The 17309-nt window shown below is 46.2% G+C and carries 19 protein-coding genes; 18 read left to right on the top strand and 1 reads right to left on the bottom strand.

The window, feature by feature from the left end; genetic code table 11:
- Positions 1-214: 214 nt before the first annotated feature.
- The 12 genes from GCU44_RS16730 (at position 215) to lepB (ending at position 12861) form a co-directional block, all read left to right on the top strand.
- Positions 215-1210, top strand: coding sequence for a 2-dehydro-3-deoxygalactonokinase (locus tag GCU44_RS16730; RefSeq protein WP_154857895.1), 996 nt, complete (start codon positions 215-217; stop codon positions 1208-1210).
- On the top strand, positions 1179-1835 hold the full coding sequence (locus GCU44_RS16725; protein ID WP_092169147.1) for a bifunctional 4-hydroxy-2-oxoglutarate aldolase/2-dehydro-3-deoxy-phosphogluconate aldolase: 657 nt from the start codon (positions 1179-1181) through the stop codon (positions 1833-1835). The genes GCU44_RS16730 and GCU44_RS16725 overlap by 32 nt, the downstream gene beginning before the upstream one ends.
- A gap of 49 nt (positions 1836-1884) precedes the next feature.
- Entirely contained in the window at positions 1885-3249 is a 1365-nt protein-coding gene (locus GCU44_RS16720) for a GntP family permease (protein ID WP_154857894.1), read from the top strand.
- Between the two features lie 33 nt (positions 3250-3282).
- Positions 3283-4137, top strand: a complete 855-nt coding sequence (locus GCU44_RS16715; protein ID WP_154857891.1) for a fumarylacetoacetate hydrolase family protein — start codon at positions 3283-3285, stop codon at positions 4135-4137.
- Between the two features lie 179 nt (positions 4138-4316).
- Positions 4317-5939, top strand: a complete 1623-nt coding sequence (locus GCU44_RS16710) for a CTP synthase (RefSeq protein WP_154857889.1) — start codon at positions 4317-4319, stop codon at positions 5937-5939.
- A gap of 55 nt (positions 5940-5994) precedes the next feature.
- The gene (gene yidC / locus GCU44_RS16705) at positions 5995-7815 is read left to right on the top strand and encodes a membrane protein insertase YidC (RefSeq protein ID WP_154857887.1); all 1821 of its coding nucleotides are present in this window, start codon (positions 5995-5997) and stop codon (positions 7813-7815) included.
- Between the two features lie 221 nt (positions 7816-8036).
- The gene (locus tag GCU44_RS16700) at positions 8037-8720 is read left to right on the top strand and encodes a metal-dependent hydrolase (RefSeq protein WP_154857885.1); all 684 of its coding nucleotides are present in this window, start codon (positions 8037-8039) and stop codon (positions 8718-8720) included.
- Positions 8721-8726: 6 nt separating this feature from the next.
- Entirely contained in the window at positions 8727-9506 is a 780-nt protein-coding gene (locus GCU44_RS16695; RefSeq protein WP_092169162.1) for a ParA family protein, read from the top strand.
- 14 nt (positions 9507-9520) lie between these two features.
- On the top strand, positions 9521-10435 hold the full coding sequence (locus tag GCU44_RS16690) for a ParB/RepB/Spo0J family partition protein (RefSeq protein ID WP_154857883.1): 915 nt from the start codon (positions 9521-9523) through the stop codon (positions 10433-10435).
- Entirely contained in the window at positions 10436-11047 is a 612-nt protein-coding gene (locus GCU44_RS23390) for a DUF5683 domain-containing protein (protein WP_262885326.1), read from the top strand.
- 1 nt (position 11048) lies between these two features.
- Positions 11049-11771 (top strand): 4-hydroxy-tetrahydrodipicolinate reductase, encoded by a 723-nt coding sequence (gene dapB / locus GCU44_RS16680; RefSeq protein ID WP_092169168.1) that lies wholly within the window; start codon positions 11049-11051, stop codon positions 11769-11771.
- 13 nt (positions 11772-11784) lie between these two features.
- A complete protein-coding gene (lepB, locus tag GCU44_RS16675) occupies positions 11785-12861 on the top strand; it encodes a signal peptidase I (protein WP_154857881.1) in 1077 nt (358 codons plus the stop codon).
- A 55-nt stretch (positions 12862-12916) separates the two neighbouring features.
- Here the strand turns inward: lepB and ung are convergent, their stop codons facing one another.
- Entirely contained in the window at positions 12917-13579 is a 663-nt protein-coding gene (ung, locus tag GCU44_RS16670; RefSeq protein WP_154857879.1) for a uracil-DNA glycosylase, read from the bottom strand.
- Positions 13580-13651: 72 nt separating this feature from the next.
- Between ung and apaG the strand changes: the two genes are divergently transcribed.
- From apaG to rplI, 6 genes are all read left to right on the top strand, one after another.
- The gene (gene apaG, locus GCU44_RS16665; RefSeq protein WP_092169177.1) at positions 13652-14038 is read left to right on the top strand and encodes a Co2+/Mg2+ efflux protein ApaG; all 387 of its coding nucleotides are present in this window, start codon (positions 13652-13654) and stop codon (positions 14036-14038) included.
- A 9-nt stretch (positions 14039-14047) separates the two neighbouring features.
- Positions 14048-14821, top strand: a complete 774-nt coding sequence (locus GCU44_RS16660; RefSeq protein ID WP_154857877.1) for an O-methyltransferase — start codon at positions 14048-14050, stop codon at positions 14819-14821.
- A 210-nt stretch (positions 14822-15031) separates the two neighbouring features.
- The gene (locus tag GCU44_RS16655) at positions 15032-15955 is read left to right on the top strand and encodes a hypothetical protein (RefSeq protein ID WP_154857875.1); all 924 of its coding nucleotides are present in this window, start codon (positions 15032-15034) and stop codon (positions 15953-15955) included.
- An 80-nt stretch (positions 15956-16035) separates the two neighbouring features.
- On the top strand, positions 16036-16407 hold the full coding sequence (gene rpsF / locus GCU44_RS16650) for a 30S ribosomal protein S6 (RefSeq protein WP_092169185.1): 372 nt from the start codon (positions 16036-16038) through the stop codon (positions 16405-16407).
- Positions 16404-16655, top strand: coding sequence for a 30S ribosomal protein S18 (gene rpsR, locus GCU44_RS16645; protein ID WP_092169188.1), 252 nt, complete (start codon positions 16404-16406; stop codon positions 16653-16655). The genes rpsF and rpsR overlap by 4 nt, the downstream gene beginning before the upstream one ends.
- A gap of 40 nt (positions 16656-16695) precedes the next feature.
- Positions 16696-17139 (top strand): 50S ribosomal protein L9, encoded by a 444-nt coding sequence (gene rplI, locus GCU44_RS16640; protein ID WP_092169191.1) that lies wholly within the window; start codon positions 16696-16698, stop codon positions 17137-17139.
- Positions 17140-17309: the final 170 nt, after the last annotated feature.

The raw sequence follows: 17309 nt of genomic DNA, 5'->3' as shown, positions 1-17309 counted from the left end.
AACCGGTTTATTTTTGGTGGTATCAGTTTGCTTACCAAATTTAGGGGGATCTATGGACTAATTCGATAAAGCGAAGGCTGAAAAGGTCTTTCTTGCAGATAACGTGGGAGGCAGCCCTTCCTTGTTTTAACTGTAGGGATTTCCTAAATGGAACATGCACGAGTAGATTCCCTCAAAAAAATGGCCCAGGTACACCCAATAACCTACGGTTGGTATGATTCAGTTTTTAAGTTGTGACTGGGGAACCAGTTCTTTCAGACTTCGATTGGTCCGGGTGGAAGACATGCGGATCATTGGGGAATTCGTTTCGGAAATGGGCGTACAATTGGCCAACCGCAGCTACCTGGAGGCAGGGGAAGAACTTGCCCGAAGCGTTTTTTTTCGAAAGTTAGTAAAAGAGGCAGTGCGCTCACTTGAACGCAAACTCCAAGTGCATCTGGCCGAAACCATGATCATCTGTTCCGGTATGGCCTCCTCTAGCATCGGTATTGATGAATTGGCCTACGCGGAGCTTCCCTTCCCAACGAATGGTAGTAAGATGAACATCCATTTTTATGGACCGTCGGAGGAAATGGATCATCCACTTTTCTTGCTTTCCGGGGTAAAAAGTGATTCCGATGTAATGCGCGGAGAAGAGACTCAGCTGATCGGAATCATTCTACAGCGAGCGGATTTCAGCGGAGCGGGCGTATTTGTGTTTCCGGGTACGCATTCCAAGCATATTATGATCAAGGATTTCCTGATAACTGATTTCCAAACCTACATGACAGGCGAAGTTTTTCGGTTGATGTCCCGGTCCAGTATCCTTTCAAAAAGTGTATTGGAAGGGGAAGAAATTACACCGGAATCGGAGCGGGCGTTTGAAAGCGGCGTGCGAATCGGGGCGAGAAATAACCTACTAGGGAACTTATTTCAGGTGCGAACAAACGATCTGTTTGGAAAATTGACGCGGAATGATAATTTTCATTTTCTAAGCGGATTGCTGATTGGAAACGAAGTTTGTAATTTAGGAACAGATGCAGGTAGTGCCGTCTACCTTTGCGCAGAGGGAGCACTCCATTTCTGGTACGCCAAGGCGATGGAAATTTTAGATGTAAAAGCTGAAGTCCTTTCACCACAGGAGGTACGCCAGTCGGTGGTTTACGGGCAGTTCGAAATAGTAAATGATACCATTAATCATGAAAAGAGCATTTTCCTGGGAAGCTTTTGAAAGCGCTCCCATCGTATCTATTTTTAGAAATCTGGAAAGCGACGATTTGTTGCGGGTAGCTGCGTGTTTCCAAAAAGCAGGGCTATCGACCATGGAAATCACGCTAAATTCCGACAACGCCAAAACCGATATCGGGCGGCTGGTCGCGGAATTTGGGGAGGTCCTTAACATTGGAGCAGGAACAGTATGCACCCTGAACGCCATGCACGAGGCCCTGGATGCCGGAGCAGAATTCATCGTCACGCCCATTTCGGACATCGATGTGATCAACTATTGTGTCGCTCAGAAAATACCGGTATTCCCGGGTGCCTTTACCCCTACGGAGATATACAAGGCCTGGCAAATGGGAGCGACAATGGTCAAGGTCTTTCCTTCGGCTCAGATGGGGCCTGGCTACATACGGGACGTACTGGCTCCGCTAAATGAAATCGCGCTGATGCCGACCGGCGGTATTGATCAACACAATGTTGCTGCGTATTTTGAGGCCGGTGCCCGGGCGGTGGGCGTAGGAAGTGCGCTGGTTCCCAAGGAATTTTTGCGATCAAAGGACTGGAACGGACTCACGAAGCATCTGATTGCTTTTTTGGCTGCGTATCAAACGTTTGCAGACCAAAAACACGCCTAAGGGAACTCCCCTTGTAGAAGTAAACCAAAAAACCAATACCCGAATCCCTATGGATCAAACCATCTATTTATTTCTGATTACTTCATTATCGATATTGCTCCTGCTGGTATTGGTAATGAAACTGAAAGTACATGCGTTTATTTCCTTACTTCTCGCCAGCTGTTTTGTAGGCCTGGCAGCGGGAATGCCGTTTCCGCAGTTGCTATCCAGTTTACAAAAAGGGATGGGGGATATCCTTGGGTTTATTACCATCGTTGTTGGGTTGGGTGCCATTCTTGGGAAATTGCTTGAAGTATCCGGTGGTGCACAGACCATGGCACATTTTCTGATTCGGGGCTTTGGTGAAAAACGCACTTCCTGGGCCTTGATGCTTACCGGTTTCATTGTATCCATACCGGTTTTTTTGGACGTGGGTTTTATTATTCTTATTCCGCTGGTATATGCCCTGGCCCACAAGGCGAAAAAATCATTGCTGCATTTTGCGGTGCCTTTACTGGCAGGCATGGCGGTAACGCACGCGTTTATCCCACCGACTCCTGGGCCGGTGGCGGTCGCCGAAATCATAAGTGCGCCACTCGGCTGGATGATTCTTTTTGGTGCAGTCGTTGGCTTGCCCTGCGCCATTCTTGCAGGTCCGGTATTTGGTGGGTTTATTTCAAAACGAATCTTCGTTCCGGTTCCTGCTCATATTGAGTTTGCAGATACCGAAGAAACAAATGCCAGTAAGCGTGATTTTTTTACGATTGCCTTTATCATTGTACTGCCGCTGTTTTTGATACTGATCGCAACTTCTTCGGACATGTTTGTGGACATGGGCTACTTCGATGGGGAGGCTTATCTCGTTCAATTGCTGCAGTTTTTAGGACATCCCTTTATCGCATTGACCATAGCCACGCTAGTGGCTTCTTATTTCCTGGGTTTTAGAAAAGGATTTAAGGCAAAACAACTGTTGGAATTTTCCGATAAAGCCCTTGCGCCTGCGGGATTGATCATTGTCATTACCGGTGCGGGTGGCATGTTTAAAGAAATTCTGGTACAGAGTGGAGCGGGAGAGGCACTGGCAGCAGTGTTTATTGCGTATAATGTAGCCCCGATTGTCATGGCTTATTTGATTGCCGTAGTCATTCGGGTTATTCAGGGTTCGGCTACTGTTGCCATGGTGACAGCAGCTGGCATGATCGCTCCTGTCATAAGTGGCATGGATTACTCCGACCCGCAAAAAGCGTTGATAGGTATTGCTATTGCGGCCGGTTCGTGCATACTTTCCCACGTGAACGACAGCGGATTCTGGTTGGTGAAGAAATACCTGGATATCTCGGAAAAAGAAACCCTGCAGACCTGGACCGTTTTGGAAACCATCATTTCTCTGACTGGTTTTGTTCTGGTTTTGCTGCTATCTTTGGTAATTCAGTAGGATCCATCGAAATAATGTAACGAACCCAATAACATGAAAATCTACCGAACCAAAAATGGAATTGTAGTTGAGAAAAACCAGGAACTTTACGCGGTAAACGAACAGGACTGGGACGCTTTTATCAACGACGACGACCTGTACCAGAAACTGGCCCGGCTATTGGTCGATAAAAAGCCGGATGCTCAGGCGCACGACTGGATAACTACCGGCTTGCTACCGCCGATTGCCAACCAGGAAGTTTGGGCCAGTGGAGTGACCTACTACCGCAGTAAACTCGGTAGACAAGAGGAATCAAAAGACAGCGGAGGAGGTACCTTTTACGAAAAGGTGTACCTGGCCGAACGTCCGGAGTTGTTCATGAAGTCCACCGGTCCACGCGTGGTGGGACATTTGCAAAACGTGCGAATTCGAAAAGATTCTATCTGGAATGTACCGGAACCAGAACTGACGTTGCTGATTTCCAGCTCGGGTAAAATTCTGGGATACACCATTGGTAACGACATGAGTTCCAGAAGCATTGAAGGGGAAAATCCGCTGTACTTGCCCCAGGCAAAGGTGTATGATGGGGCCACCTCCCTTGGCCCTTGCGTTTTTGTAAGTAACGAACCGCTGCCAGCAAGTACCACCATTGCTTTGGAAATTATCCGCGATAGTAGCCTTGTTTTTAGTGATTCCATCACCATCGATCAAATCAAGCGAAGTTTTGCACAGTTGGTTGAGTTTCTATACAGGGAGTATTCGTTTCCTTGCGGAGCTTTTCTGATGACGGGTACAGGTATTGTTCCGGACCAGTCTTTTACCCTTCAGCCGGGGGATAGTATCAAGATTCACATAGAAGGCATCGGAACACTTATCAATGCGGTAGACCAGACGGAAATGCACCAGTAGCGTGGCTGACCGCTGCTAAGTAGCTACGGTAGGGGAGGTTAAATCCTCCATCTGTCCGGGTACCAAAAAGCGGCCCGATGCATTCGAAATTTTAAATGGTTTGTTCCTAACCAAGTCAATTATTTTACTTAATTTTGAATCCCATAAGAATATAAACAAAATTTCATTCACGCGTTCTTATGGGTTTGTCTACGAAACACATCTTTATCACCGGAGGGGTTACCTCCTCCCTGGGGAAGGGAATAATTGCGGCATCTTTGGCCAAACTCCTGCAGTCCAGGGGGATTTCTGTTACCATCCAAAAATTTGATCCGTATCTGAATATTGATCCAGGTACCCTGAATCCCTACGAACACGGAGAGTGTTACGTGACCGAGGATGGTGCAGAAACCGATTTGGATTTGGGTCACTACGAGCGGTTTTTGAATGCCGCCACTTCCCAGGACAATAATGTCACCACCGGCCGTATTTACAACAATGTCATCACCAAGGAACGGAAAGGGGAGTTTTTAGGGAAAACGGTACAAGTAGTGCCCCACATTACCGACGAAATCAAAAATAATTTTTACAAGCTTGGGAAAGACGGCAAATACGATGTTATCATTACCGAAATCGGCGGGTGTGTGGGCGACATTGAGTCCCTGCCTTTTGTGGAAGCAGTGAGGCAGGCAAGGTGGGATTTGGGCCCCAATAATATTCTAGTCATTCATCTGACCTTGATTCCGTACCTTTCGGCAGCAAAGGAACTGAAAACAAAGCCCACGCAGCATTCCGTAAAGCAACTGTTGGAGGCCGGAGTGCAACCGGATATTTTGGTTTGCCGCACGGAACATCACTTGCCGGTGGATGTGAAAAAGAAAATCGCGCTTTTTTGCAACGTTCAATTGAATTGCGTGATAGAAGCGATGGATGCCGACTCCATTTACGACGTTCCGCTGTTGATGAAAAAAGAACGCCTGGACGAGCGGGTGTTGAGCAAGCTAAAGATTTCCTCCAAGACCAACACCGAATTGGAGCAATGGAAAGATTTTTTGGGAAAACTCAAAAATCCGACCATGGAGGTAGACATTGCCTTGATCGGCAAATACGTTTCTCTTCCCGATGCCTACAAATCGATCATTGAATCGTTCATACATGCCGGTACCTCGCTGGAATGCAAGGTCAACCTTCATTTAATTTCCTCCGAGGAGGTCAATAAAGACAACGTAGCAAAGAAGCTGACGGATATGGACGGAGTCCTTGTTGCACCGGGTTTTGGTATCCGGGGTTTGGACGGAAAGCTCGAAGCAGCTAAATTTGCGCGGGAAAATGAGGTGCCCTATTTCGGGATTTGCCTGGGTATGCAGATCGCGGTTATTGAATTCGCGAGGAATGTATTGGGGTTATCGGAAGCCTCTTCCACGGAGATCAATCCCGATTGCAAGGATCCGGTGATTTTTCTGATGGCGGAGCAAAAGGACATTACACAAATGGGCGGTACGATGCGGTTGGGAGCCTATCCTTGCGAATTGGTAAAGGGGACCAAAGCCCTGGCCGCCTATGGCAAGCAAAAGGTGACCGAGCGGCACCGACATCGGTACGAGTTTAACAATAAGTACCTGAAAGAGTTTGAAAAACACGGAATGATCGCTTCCGGAAAAAATCCGGACAAAGGACTGGTAGAAATCATCGAGCTAAAAGAGCATCCCTGGTTTGTCGGTACCCAATTTCACCCGGAATACAAAAGCACGGTATTGAACCCACACCCCTTGTTTGTACGATTTATCAAGGCGGTAGGGGAATACAAACAGAACAAGTCTTAAATGAACATAGCATTGGATAACAGATTTTGCAATCTGTCACGTAAACGATTAAAACATGGATAAAAATCAAGCGACTGGACTTATTCTTTTCGCAGCGGTCATATTGGTCTATTCGCTCTTTTTTGCCAGTGGACCCGAGCCAATCACCGAGCCACAAACCGACGCTGCCACACAGGTGCAATCGAAATCTTCGGATGAAGAAGATGTGGAGCAATTCGGAGAAGGGGCCCAAAGCGATAGTCTTAAAAACCTTTCCGATCAGCGAAAATACGGGAATTTCTCCAGTTTGGTTAGGGGTGAAGAACGACTGTTTACCCTCGAAAATGAAGACCTAAAAGTAACCGTTTCCAGTAAGGGAGGAGAGATCCAAACGGTAGAGGTAAAGGGATTCAAAACCTATGATCAACAGGACCTAATTCTTTTTGATCAGGAATTTGGTGAACTGGAATACGAAATCAACGCGAGGGAAGGGAAAATCGGGCTGAATGATTTGTATTTTGAGGGAAGCCAGTCCGTTTCTGGTTCCGATGAAGACCGGGTACATCAATTGGTGTTTACCGCCAATGTGGGGTCAGGTAGTTTGAAACGAAGCTATAGGCTGCCAGCCGCCGGTTATCAGTTGTCCCATGCATTGGAAACGTCGGGTTTGGACGCCTTGGTCTCGGATGAAATCGTCACCGTAAATTGGAAAACTGATTTGCCGGTACTGGAAGAGGACATGCTGGAATCCCGTCGGAAGACCTACATGAATTTCTATACCGTTGGCGAAGATTACGATTACCTGACTACGGGTGATTCGGAAGATGCCCAGCAAATTGGGGAGCCATTGAAGTGGGTTGCATTCAAGCAGCGTTTCTTTACCGCCGGTATCATCGCCAATCAGCAATTTCTGGAAGGTAATCTGGCCCAGGAAACACCGCTTGATGCCTCAGCTGTCAAGCGGATGTATGCGACCCTGCGCATGCCGGTAAACGAGGAGGTAAGTTATTATTTTGGTCCGAATAATTACAAAATTCTAAAGCAGGTTACCCCCGAATTCGATAAAAACGTCGATATGGGCTATGTGTTTGTCAGCTGGGTAAACAAATACATCATCGTGAACCTGTTTCACTGGTTGGAAAACTTTTTTGATAATTACGGAGTCATCATCATTTTGATCGTGTTCATCATCAAGTTATTTCTCCTTCCATTGACCTACAAATCCTATATCGGGATGGCAAAGATGCGGGTCATCAAACCGGAAATCGATGAGTTGAAGGAGAAATACGGGGACGACCAGACCAAAATGCAGCAGGAGCAAATGAAATTGTTTGGTCAGTTGGGGGTCAGTCCCATCTCCGGTTGTTTGCCCATGGTCTTGCAAATGCCTTTTCTACTGGCCATGTTCTTTTTCTTCCCAAATTCGATTGAATTGCGGCAAGAGTCCTTTCTATGGGCGCATGACTTATCCACCTACGATTCGATTGTGAATCTACCGTTTACGATCCCTTTTTATGGATCCCATGTCAGTCTTTTCACCCTGTTGATGACCTTATCGCAGATCGCGTATACGCATTTCAACAACCAACTCACCACTGCCCAGGGGCCAATGAAAAACATCGGATACATCATGCCGGTTGTGTTTATGTTTGTCTTAAACTCATTTCCTGCCGCCTTGAGCTTTTATTACTTCGTGTCAAACATGGTGACGTTTGGTCAGCAAGCCTTGATCAAGCAGTTTGTAGACGATTCGAAAATCCGACAGAAAGTAGAAGAGAGCAAAGCAAAAAACGCAAATAAGAAGAAATCGAAATTTCAGCAGCGTATCGAGCAAGCCATGAAGGCTGCGGAAAGTAAAAAGGCAGAACCAGCCAAAAAGAAGGGTCGGCAAAAATAAGTTGTCGGATGCACAACATGGAAAGGCGTGAATAATTTCATGCCTTTTTTTATTCCCCGTCTCTGAAGGAGTGCCGATATATCCGGCTGTAACGTTGCTAGTCTGTTGGAATACAGGGGACTAGTAGTTTTCCACCGGCCCATGTGGATAAGTACCTGACGGTAGTTCCGATTAAAATGATATATTTGTAACACTATCAGGACTTGAAAAATCAAAAATCAATGATTGAATTAACGTATTTTGGTCATTCTACCTTCTTGATGGGAGTTAATGGGAAAAAGATTCTATTTGACCCGTTTATTTCACCCAATTCACTCGCGAAGGAGGTGGCGATTGACGATTTACGTCCGGATTACCTGCTCGTAAGCCACGGGCACGAGGATCATGTAGCGGACGTGGAACGAATTGCCAAAAACAGCGGCGCAATGTTGGTGTCCAATTTTGAAATTGTATCCTGGTTTCAAGAAAAAGGGATTCGCAATGCTCATCCCTTAAACCATGGAGGCGCTGTAAATTTCGATTTTGGACGTGTAAAATACGTGAATGCCATTCATAGTAGCACCATGCCTGACGGTGCGAGTGGGGGAAATCCCGGTGGATTTGTCGTTGAATCGGATGCCGGCACGTTTTATTACGCAGGGGACACCGCCCTGACCTACGATATGAAATTAATCGCAGATTCTTTTGCCATTGATTTTGCTGTATTGCCTATAGGGGATAACTTTACGATGGGCATAGAAGATGCCATAAAGGCTGCCGATTTCGTGGGCACGGAAACGATCGTAGGTATGCACTACGACACGTTTCCCTACATTACCATAGATAAAGAAGCAGCCCGACAAGTTGCCCGGGATGCGGGCAAAGAACTGATCGTGCTTCAACTAGGAGAAAGTATTACGCTTTAAGAAATAATGGGAAAAGTAATCGCTATTGCCAACCAAAAAGGAGGGGTGGGTAAAACCACCACCGCCATGAATCTGGCAGCCAGTCTGGCTGTTTTGGAATACAAAACACTTGTGATCGATGCAGACCCGCAAGCCAATACCACCTCGGGACTCGGCTTTGACCCAAAGTCTATCGAGACCAGTATTTACGAATGCATGGTCAATGAAAACGAGATCGAAGACATCATCATTTCCACCGAAATCGACAACTTAGATCTGGTCCCTTCGCACATCGATCTGGTCGGTGCAGAAGTGGAAATGGTAAACTTGGAAAACCGGGAGGAAAAAATGCGGGCGGTGATTGAGGGAATTCGGGACAAGTACGAATTCATTATCATCGATTGTTCACCTTCGCTCGGATTGATCACCATTAATGCGCTGACAGCGGCAAATTCTGTGATTATCCCTGTTCAGTGCGAATATTTTGCCCTGGAAGGCCTGGGAAAATTATTGAATACCATCAAGATCATCCAAACCAGGCTTAACCAGGACCTCGAAATTGAGGGTATCTTACTGACGATGTACGATGTTCGGTTGAGACTGTCCAACCAGGTTGTGGAGGAGGTGCAAATGCACTTCAAGAACATGACGTTTGAAACCATCATCCCGCGAAATGTGAAGTTAAGTGAGTCGCCAAGCTTTGGCATGCCGGTCGTTGCATTTGACGCTACGGGCAAAGGAGCCGTGGCTTACCTGAATCTTGCCAATGAAATTGCTACCAAAAATGGAATGGCAAAGGTAAATTGATTAGTTAATACGAAATGGCAGTAAGCAAAACAACAAAAAAACGAGGTGCCCTTGGAAAAGGGTTGGGAGCCTTGCTTCAGGATTCTCCCCAAAAAGGTAAAGGAGAGGAAGAGGCAGCTCACCCGGTTGCGGGTATTTTTGAAATTGGCCTGGAAGAGATACAGGTAAATCCTTTTCAGCCCCGAACGCATTTTGATAAGACGGCACTTGAAGAGTTGGCGGAGTCCATTCGGGTTCAAGGCATCATTCAGCCGATTACGGTACGCAAACTAGCGGATGGTGAATACCAGCTTATCTCTGGTGAACGTAGGTACCAGGCCTCCAAAATTGCAGGATTGGAAAAGATTCCCGCTTACGTTCGCCTAGCCAACGATCAGCAGATGCTGGAAATGGCCTTGATCGAGAACATACAACGCGAAAACCTGAATGCGCTTGAAATTGCCCATTCCTACCAGCGTTTGCTTTCCGAATGTGATTTGAAGCAGGAGCAACTGGGAGACCGGGTGGGAAAAAACCGTACCACGGTAAACAACTACCTGCGATTGCTAAAGTTGCCGCCGGACATACAAGCGGGGATTCGAGATCAGAAGATCAGCATGGGGCATGCCAGGGCCCTCATCAATATTGAGGATGTAGACAAGCAGTTGGCCATCTTTAAGCGAATGGTGACGGAAGAATTAAGCGTGAGGAAGGTCGAGGCCCTGGTGAAGGAGTTGAACGAGGGCCGGGAAAAGAAGGAAGCACCTGAGGCCTCCAACTTGGATCCGGTAAAAAAATACGAAATCAATAAGCTCCAGCAAAAGCTGGCCTCCCATTTCGGGACCAAAGTTTCCTTGAAAGCGGATCAGAAGGACAAAGGAGAAATCAAAATACCTTTTCATTCGACCAGCGATCTCAACAGAATTTTGGAAATTCTTGATTTGATCTGAGTGAAATGGCCGTCACATTTTGTACGTGATCGTTTTCGTGGCGGGCTTTTTTTTACCTGCTGCGTACTGTTGCTTTGTTGCTTCTGCCTGACGCGCCCTGGGCTGGCCCAGGAACAAGGCCCGGTATCGGTTTTCGAACCAGATTCCTTATCGGCAGAGCCCCCGCAAAATGTTAAAAATCCTAAAAAAGCAGTACTTTTATCATTAATTGTTCCCGGTGCGGGCCAGGTGTATAATGAAAAAGTCTGGAAATTGCCTTTACTTTACGGAGGCGTTGCCACGGCTGTGTATTTTTTGGAGTTCAATAACCGAAGGTACCAGGAGTTTTTGGTAGCCTTGGAAATTGTACGGGAGGGTACAGAGCCCAGTCCTTTTCCCAACCTAAACGAGGACGGGATTATTCGGAATGTCAATTACTGGCGCAGAAACCGGGATGCCATGTATATGGTTTTTGGAGCGATTTACGCATTGGGTGCGGTAGATGCATTTGTGGATGCCCATTTGTCGAGTTTCGATGTCAGCGATGACTTGAGTATCAAATTGGAACCTTCCGTGCAGCCAACCCTGGCAAGCAACAGCGCAGTCGGTTTAGCCATAAAAATAAACTTCTAATATGAACATATTGATTTTGGGGTACGGCAAAATGGGGAAAATCATCAGCCAGTTAGCCGAAGAAAGGGGCCACCGGATTGTGGCAAAGATAAACATTGACAATGTCTCGGACCTGGCGCATGTTGATGCAGCGGACGTTGATGTTGCCATCGAGTTTAGTCAGCCCGAATCAGCTGTGGGAAACATCACTTGGTGTATCGAACATCGCGTACCGGTGGTGGTCGGAACGACGGGATGGATGGATAAAAAAATGGACGTAGAAAAAGCCTGTAAAGCAACGGATGGTACGGTCTTTTATGCGTCTAATTTCAGCATCGGTGTCAACATCTTTTTTAAAGTGAATGCTTTTCTAGCCAGCCTGATGAATGAGCAGGATGCGTACCAGGCGTCCATAGAGGAAATCCACCATACAGAAAAAAAAGATGCTCCAAGTGGCACAGCCATCAGCCTGGCCGAGGGGCTTCTCGAAAATAACCGGCAGTATCAAAGCTGGCAATTAGCAGGCGATGCTCCCATGTCCTCGGGTGTTTTGCCCATTACTGCCAAACGTATCGACCCTGCCCCAGGTACCCATACAGTGAGCTACGCCTCTGCCATCGACGATATCAGCATCCGGCATACCGCTCACAGTCGAGAAGGATTTGCTTTGGGAGCAGTGCTGGTTGCCGAATGGTTGCCAGGCAGGAAAGGGATGCTAACCATGAATGACTTTTTGAAATTTTAATACTACTAAAAAAATGAGTCAAGAAAGAAAGAATAAATCAGCCGTAAGAGAATGGGTAGACGCCCTACTGTTTGCGGTCATAGCGGCCAGTCTGATTCGATGGCTTCTGCTGGAGCCCTTTACGATCCCGACAGCCTCCATGGAAAAATCGCTCCTCGTGGGTGATTTTCTATTTGTCAGCAAGATGCACTACGGCACCCGGGTGCCTAAAACCATTTTGCAGGTACCGCTTACCCACCAGAAAATATGGGGAACGGAAATACCATCGTATTCGGAGGCCATTCAGCTACCGTATTACCGGCTTCCGGGCTTCACTTCCATTCAGAGAAACGATGTAGTGGTTTTTAATTACCCGGAGGAGTTTCAGTACCCGGTGGATTTAAAAACCAACTACATCAAGCGGGCAGTTGGTGCACCGGGCGATGTAATTGAAATCCGGGAAGCAAAACTTTATGTAAACGGAGAATCCGCCGCGGTGCCGGAGGAGATGCAATTTTCCTACGATCTGACCACAAACCGCCCGTTAAATGCCGATTTTTTTGATCGGTATGGTATCAATCCGGACAGCTATTTCCCCTTTTCCGATAATTCGGGGTATTTCATTTTTGCGACCGAGGAAATGGTGCGTGAGCTGGAAGCATCGCCTGCCGTCACCTCGGTAAAAAAGCGGGTGAGTAAACCTGGGCAGGGCGACCCCAATATTTTTCCGGATGGCGCCTACTATGGCTGGAATAAAGATAATTTTGGACCGTTGGAAATTCCCGCAGAAGGCACCACCATATCGCTTACCGAAGATAACGTACGTCGCTATGCCTATACCATTGAGAAATTTGAGGGTCTGGAGGATTTGCAGATCGATGGTAACGAACTATTTATTGCGGGGCAGAAGCAAGAGACCTATACCTTTAAGCAGAATTATTATTTCATGATGGGAGATAACCGTCACGATTCGCTGGATTCCCGGTTTTGGGGTTTTGTACCGGAGGACCATGTGGTAGGAAAGGCATGGTTTTTGTGGTTGTCTCTGGAAAAACACAAGTCCATGTTTAATAAAATTCGATGGAATCGTTTTTTCAAGGCTATTGATTAAAAGTTAAAAATGAGAAGTGAGTGGAAAGGCACCGGCACATGGCTGGTGCCTTTTTTTACCAGTTGATGGGTGTTTGGCCCGTTTTTTCAAGATAGGCGTTTGCCTGGCTGAAATGACGGCAACCCAAAAAGCCCCGGTGAGCAGAAAGTGGACTGGGATGGGGTGCGTAGAGTTTAAGGTGCCTGTCATCTGGGATGATTTGTGCCTTTTTCTGTGCATAGGCGCCCCAAAGCATGAACACCAGACCTTCTCTGTTATCAGCTAACCGGGCTACAACCTGATCGGTAAACTCCTCCCAGCCTTTTTTTTGGTGGCTCCCGGCTTTATTGGCTTCCACCGTTAGGGTGGCGTTGAGCAGAAGTACTCCTTGCCTGGCCCACTTTTCCAAGTTGCCGTGTGGAGGAAACGGTAGGTCCAGATCACTTTTTAGTTCCTTAAAAATATTTACCAAAGAGGGTGGGAAGGGAATTCCTTCCTGTACCGAAAAGGAAAGACCATGCGCCTGTCCCGGCCCATGGTAGGGGTCTTGGCCCAGGATAACCACTCGGGTTTGCGGTACGGGACATAAGGCAAAGGCATTGAAGATATGCGATCCTTTCGGGTAAACCGTTGTACGGCGGTATTCCCGCTTAACAAACGCCGTAAGCGATTCGAAATAAGACTTGGAAAATTCCTCTTTTAGCAAGTCTTTCCAACTATTTTCTATTTTGACATCCATTAATAAAATTTCTATTGGTATATTTGTTTTGACAAGTCAAATTTCGAATAAGTTTTCGTAATACAAAACAGCATGGTAACTGCGATTACAGAGGGCATCAAGGTAAGTGTGGAAGCGACCTACCAAAAGGAATTTTCGAATCCAGGACAGCACCACCATGTCTTTACCTACAAAGTTACCATAGAAAACCACAGTGCCTTTACCATACAGCTGCTCAAAAGACGCTGGGAGATTTTTGATGCAGCCTCTACGCTGAAAATAGTCGAAGGAGAAGGGGTGGTTGGACAGCAGCCCGTATTGGAACCGGGCGGAAGTCATGCCTACATGTCCGGATGTAACTTAAAGTCCGGTATGGGTAAAATGAGAGGCAAATATATCATGGAAAAATTGCAGGATGGAAAATTGTTGACTGTGACCATTCCTGAATTTCAACTGATCGCCAATCTGTTTGACAATTGAATTGGCGGCATGTTTTTTCAGTTGTGGGAATACTTGCGGTATTTTTTAAAGAAGGAAAATGAACACAGCATCCATTCGCCCTATTATTTTCAGTGTTATCTGGGATTACAGGCTTATCTCAGGCAAAATAAAAAGGGCAATCGCAAACTGGAAGACCTTCGCCGATCTTTTCTTCACGAGGCCACCCGTATCGGCAGTAGGGACTATGGAGCGGGGTCGCGTTGGCTGGGCAGGGGCGACAGAAAGGTGTCGACGGTAGCAAGACGGGTCATCTCTCCCTTACGCACTTCCTTGCTTTACAGCTATTTTTGCCAACTGACACCTGCGGCGAACGTGTTGGATTTGGGTACTTCGTTGGGAATCAATACCGGCTATTTGGCGAAGCAGGTATCCGGGACGCTGTATTCCTTTGAAGGAGACCCCAATTTGCTCGCGTTGGCAAGCGCCCATCTGGGTCAGTTTCCAACTATTCGCCTGGTTCCGGGCAATCTGGATAAAACCCTGGAAAACGTCGTGCGCAGTCTGGATAGCGTTGATTTCGTCCTGATGGATGCCAATCATCGGTTTGATCCAACGATGGCCTATTTTCGTACAATTTTTCCCAAATTGCACGAGTCAAGTATTGTCGTCGTAGCGGACATATATTGGTCGCGAGACATGAAACGGGCCTGGGAACAATTAAAAGGCTGGCCGGGAGTCTCAGGGAGCCTGGATTTTTTTGCATGCGGGATTCTATTTTTCCGGCCGGGCAGCAGTGGCACACACCTCGTATTGGATGTATAAAGCAGATTTTTTTTGGTTTGTATTTTGAGGGAGTAATACAATGTATAAATTTGTTCGTGAAGCTCACTGTTGTGGGGGCGTTGGGTAGGTGTAAAACTTGGTCTGATAATTGAATAGGTGTAAGATGGGTCGGAAGGGATCGCTCCCTCAACCTATAACCTGCGAAAGACATACATGCGCAACTGGAGTAATTGAATTTTCCAAAAAGCTATGACACAAGGAGAGTTGCCTGATAAAAAGTCCTCCGGAACGGAGAACGGAAAAAATATCCTGATTGTTGTTTTGATCATTTTGGTGATTTTAAGCGGATGGAGGTTATTTAATGACCACCGTGAAAAGTCAAAGAAAAATGAAGAGATCCTTATCTTGACAGAAGACAACAGCGAGTTAAATATCCGATTGGACTCCATGACCTTTCAATTGGATTTGAGAATTCAAGAAATCGAACGCCTTGGTGGAAATGTGGACTCGCTGATCCAAATCAAGGAACAGTTGGTGCGGGAAAGGCAATTGGAAATCAATCGGACGGCAGCAGAGATTGCCACTCTTAATGCGCAAATCGATTCCTATTCCGGGCTACTAAAGCAAAAAGATGGCGATATCCTTCGGTTGCGGAAACAAAACCAGCAACTATTTTCGGAAAACCGGGAATTGAAAAGCAGCAAGGCGGAGGTGGAAGAAGAGGTCGTCAAACTGAATAGTAGAACAGATGAGTTGGAACAGAAAGTTACCCTGGCCTCGCGGTTAAAGGCCGAAAACATTCGGGTCGCCGCGGTCAATTCCCGGGGACGTGAGCGCGAAGATGAATTTCGGAACCGGCAGCTAAGTAAATTAAAAGTGTCGTTTTTTATCGCTGAGAACAACGTGGCGCCCGAAGGAATTCGTGATGTATACGTTCAAGTCCTCACGCCCAATGAGCAGGTTATTTTTGATATTGCCAAAGGTTCCGGGACCTTTGAGCTGGATGGAAAAGAAGTTTTTTATACGGCCAAACAAGATTTTATTTTCACCAATAGTCAGCAGCAACTGACCTATTACTACGAAAAGGGAAGCGATTACGCCAAAGGCCTGTATACGGTGAAAGTGTTTTCAGGGGGCGCTGAAATCGGACGCAGTAGCTTTGAAGTAAAATAAACCATTGTTTTTTTGTTTATTGGTGGTTAAACCCTAATTTTGCAACCTGTTTTAGAATAACAATTAAAAATTGTAAAAGAATGTTCCAAAAAAATTATGAAACGGTATTCATCCTTACTCCCGTTTTGTCTGAAGTTCAGATGAAGGATACCGTAGACAAGTACGTAGGCTTGTTGAAAGAATTGGGAGCAGATGTGATCAACGTAGAGAATTGGGGGCTGAAAAAGCTAGCGTATCCGATTCAGAAAAAAACCACCGGTTTTTACGTATTGGTAGAGTACAAGGCCGATCCAACCACAATTAAGAAGTTTGAGCTGGATTTCCGTAGAGACGAAACCGTCTTGAGATTTTTGACCACTGTCATGGACAAGCATGGAATTGTTTATGCGGAGCGACGAAGAAAAGGAGAATTCAACAAAAAAACTGAAGCTAAGGAGGAGCCAGCAAAATGACATTAAAAAACGAACCCATCAATAGAGAGCAGACCAGGAAAAAATACTGTCGATTCAAAAAACTTGGCATCAAGTACATCGACTACAAGGATCCCAACTTCCTGTTGAAATTTGTGAACGAGCAAGGTAAGATTCTTCCGCGAAGACTTACAGGTAACTCTGCGAAATACCAGAGAAAAGTGGCCCAGGCCATCAAAAAAGCCAGGCATTTGGCTTTGTTGCCGTATGTAGCAGATGGATTGAAATAAAATCTTCTGTATCCTTCACCAATTAAAATTAGTACACTAAATGGAAGTTATCTTAAAAACGGATATAAAAGGACTTGGCTATAAAAACGACCTGGTGGAAGTGAAGCCAGGTTACGGCCGAAATTATCTAATCCCTCAGGGCTTTGCCGTGTTGGCTACTTCATCCAACAAGAAAATATTGGAAGAAAATATCAAGCAAGCCGCCCACAAAGCAGAGAAAATCAAAACCGAAGCCGAGGCAGTCGCCGGTAAAATTGATGCGTTGACGCTCGAAATCAAAGCGAAAATCGGAGATTCTGGTAAGATTTTTGGAAAAGTTACCACCCTTCAGCTTTCGGATGCACTCGCAGAAAAAGGCATTGAGGTAGATCGTAAAAAAATTGCCATTACGCAACCGGTGACCACTTCTGGAGAATACGAAGCAGAGGTTGATCTTCACAGGGAAGTGAAGACTTCCATCAAATTTGTCGTCGTTGCAGAATAAGGAAATCATTTCAATCAACGCATGAAAAGCCGGGTTTTTCCCGGCTTTTTTCGTTAGTCCCAACTACTTTTTAGCTCAAATTCCGAAAAACGTGCCCTATTGAGCAGATAAGGCCATTGTAGTTGCTACAAAAACAGTTTTACCCCAATTATTCAAAGTGAGGTGAAAAA

Source organism: Cyclobacterium xiamenense (assembly GCF_009467825.1).
In the GTDB taxonomy this organism is placed as follows: domain Bacteria; phylum Bacteroidota; class Bacteroidia; order Cytophagales; family Cyclobacteriaceae; genus Cyclobacterium; species Cyclobacterium xiamenense.
This window is presented reverse-complemented; position numbering and strand designations above follow the sequence as displayed.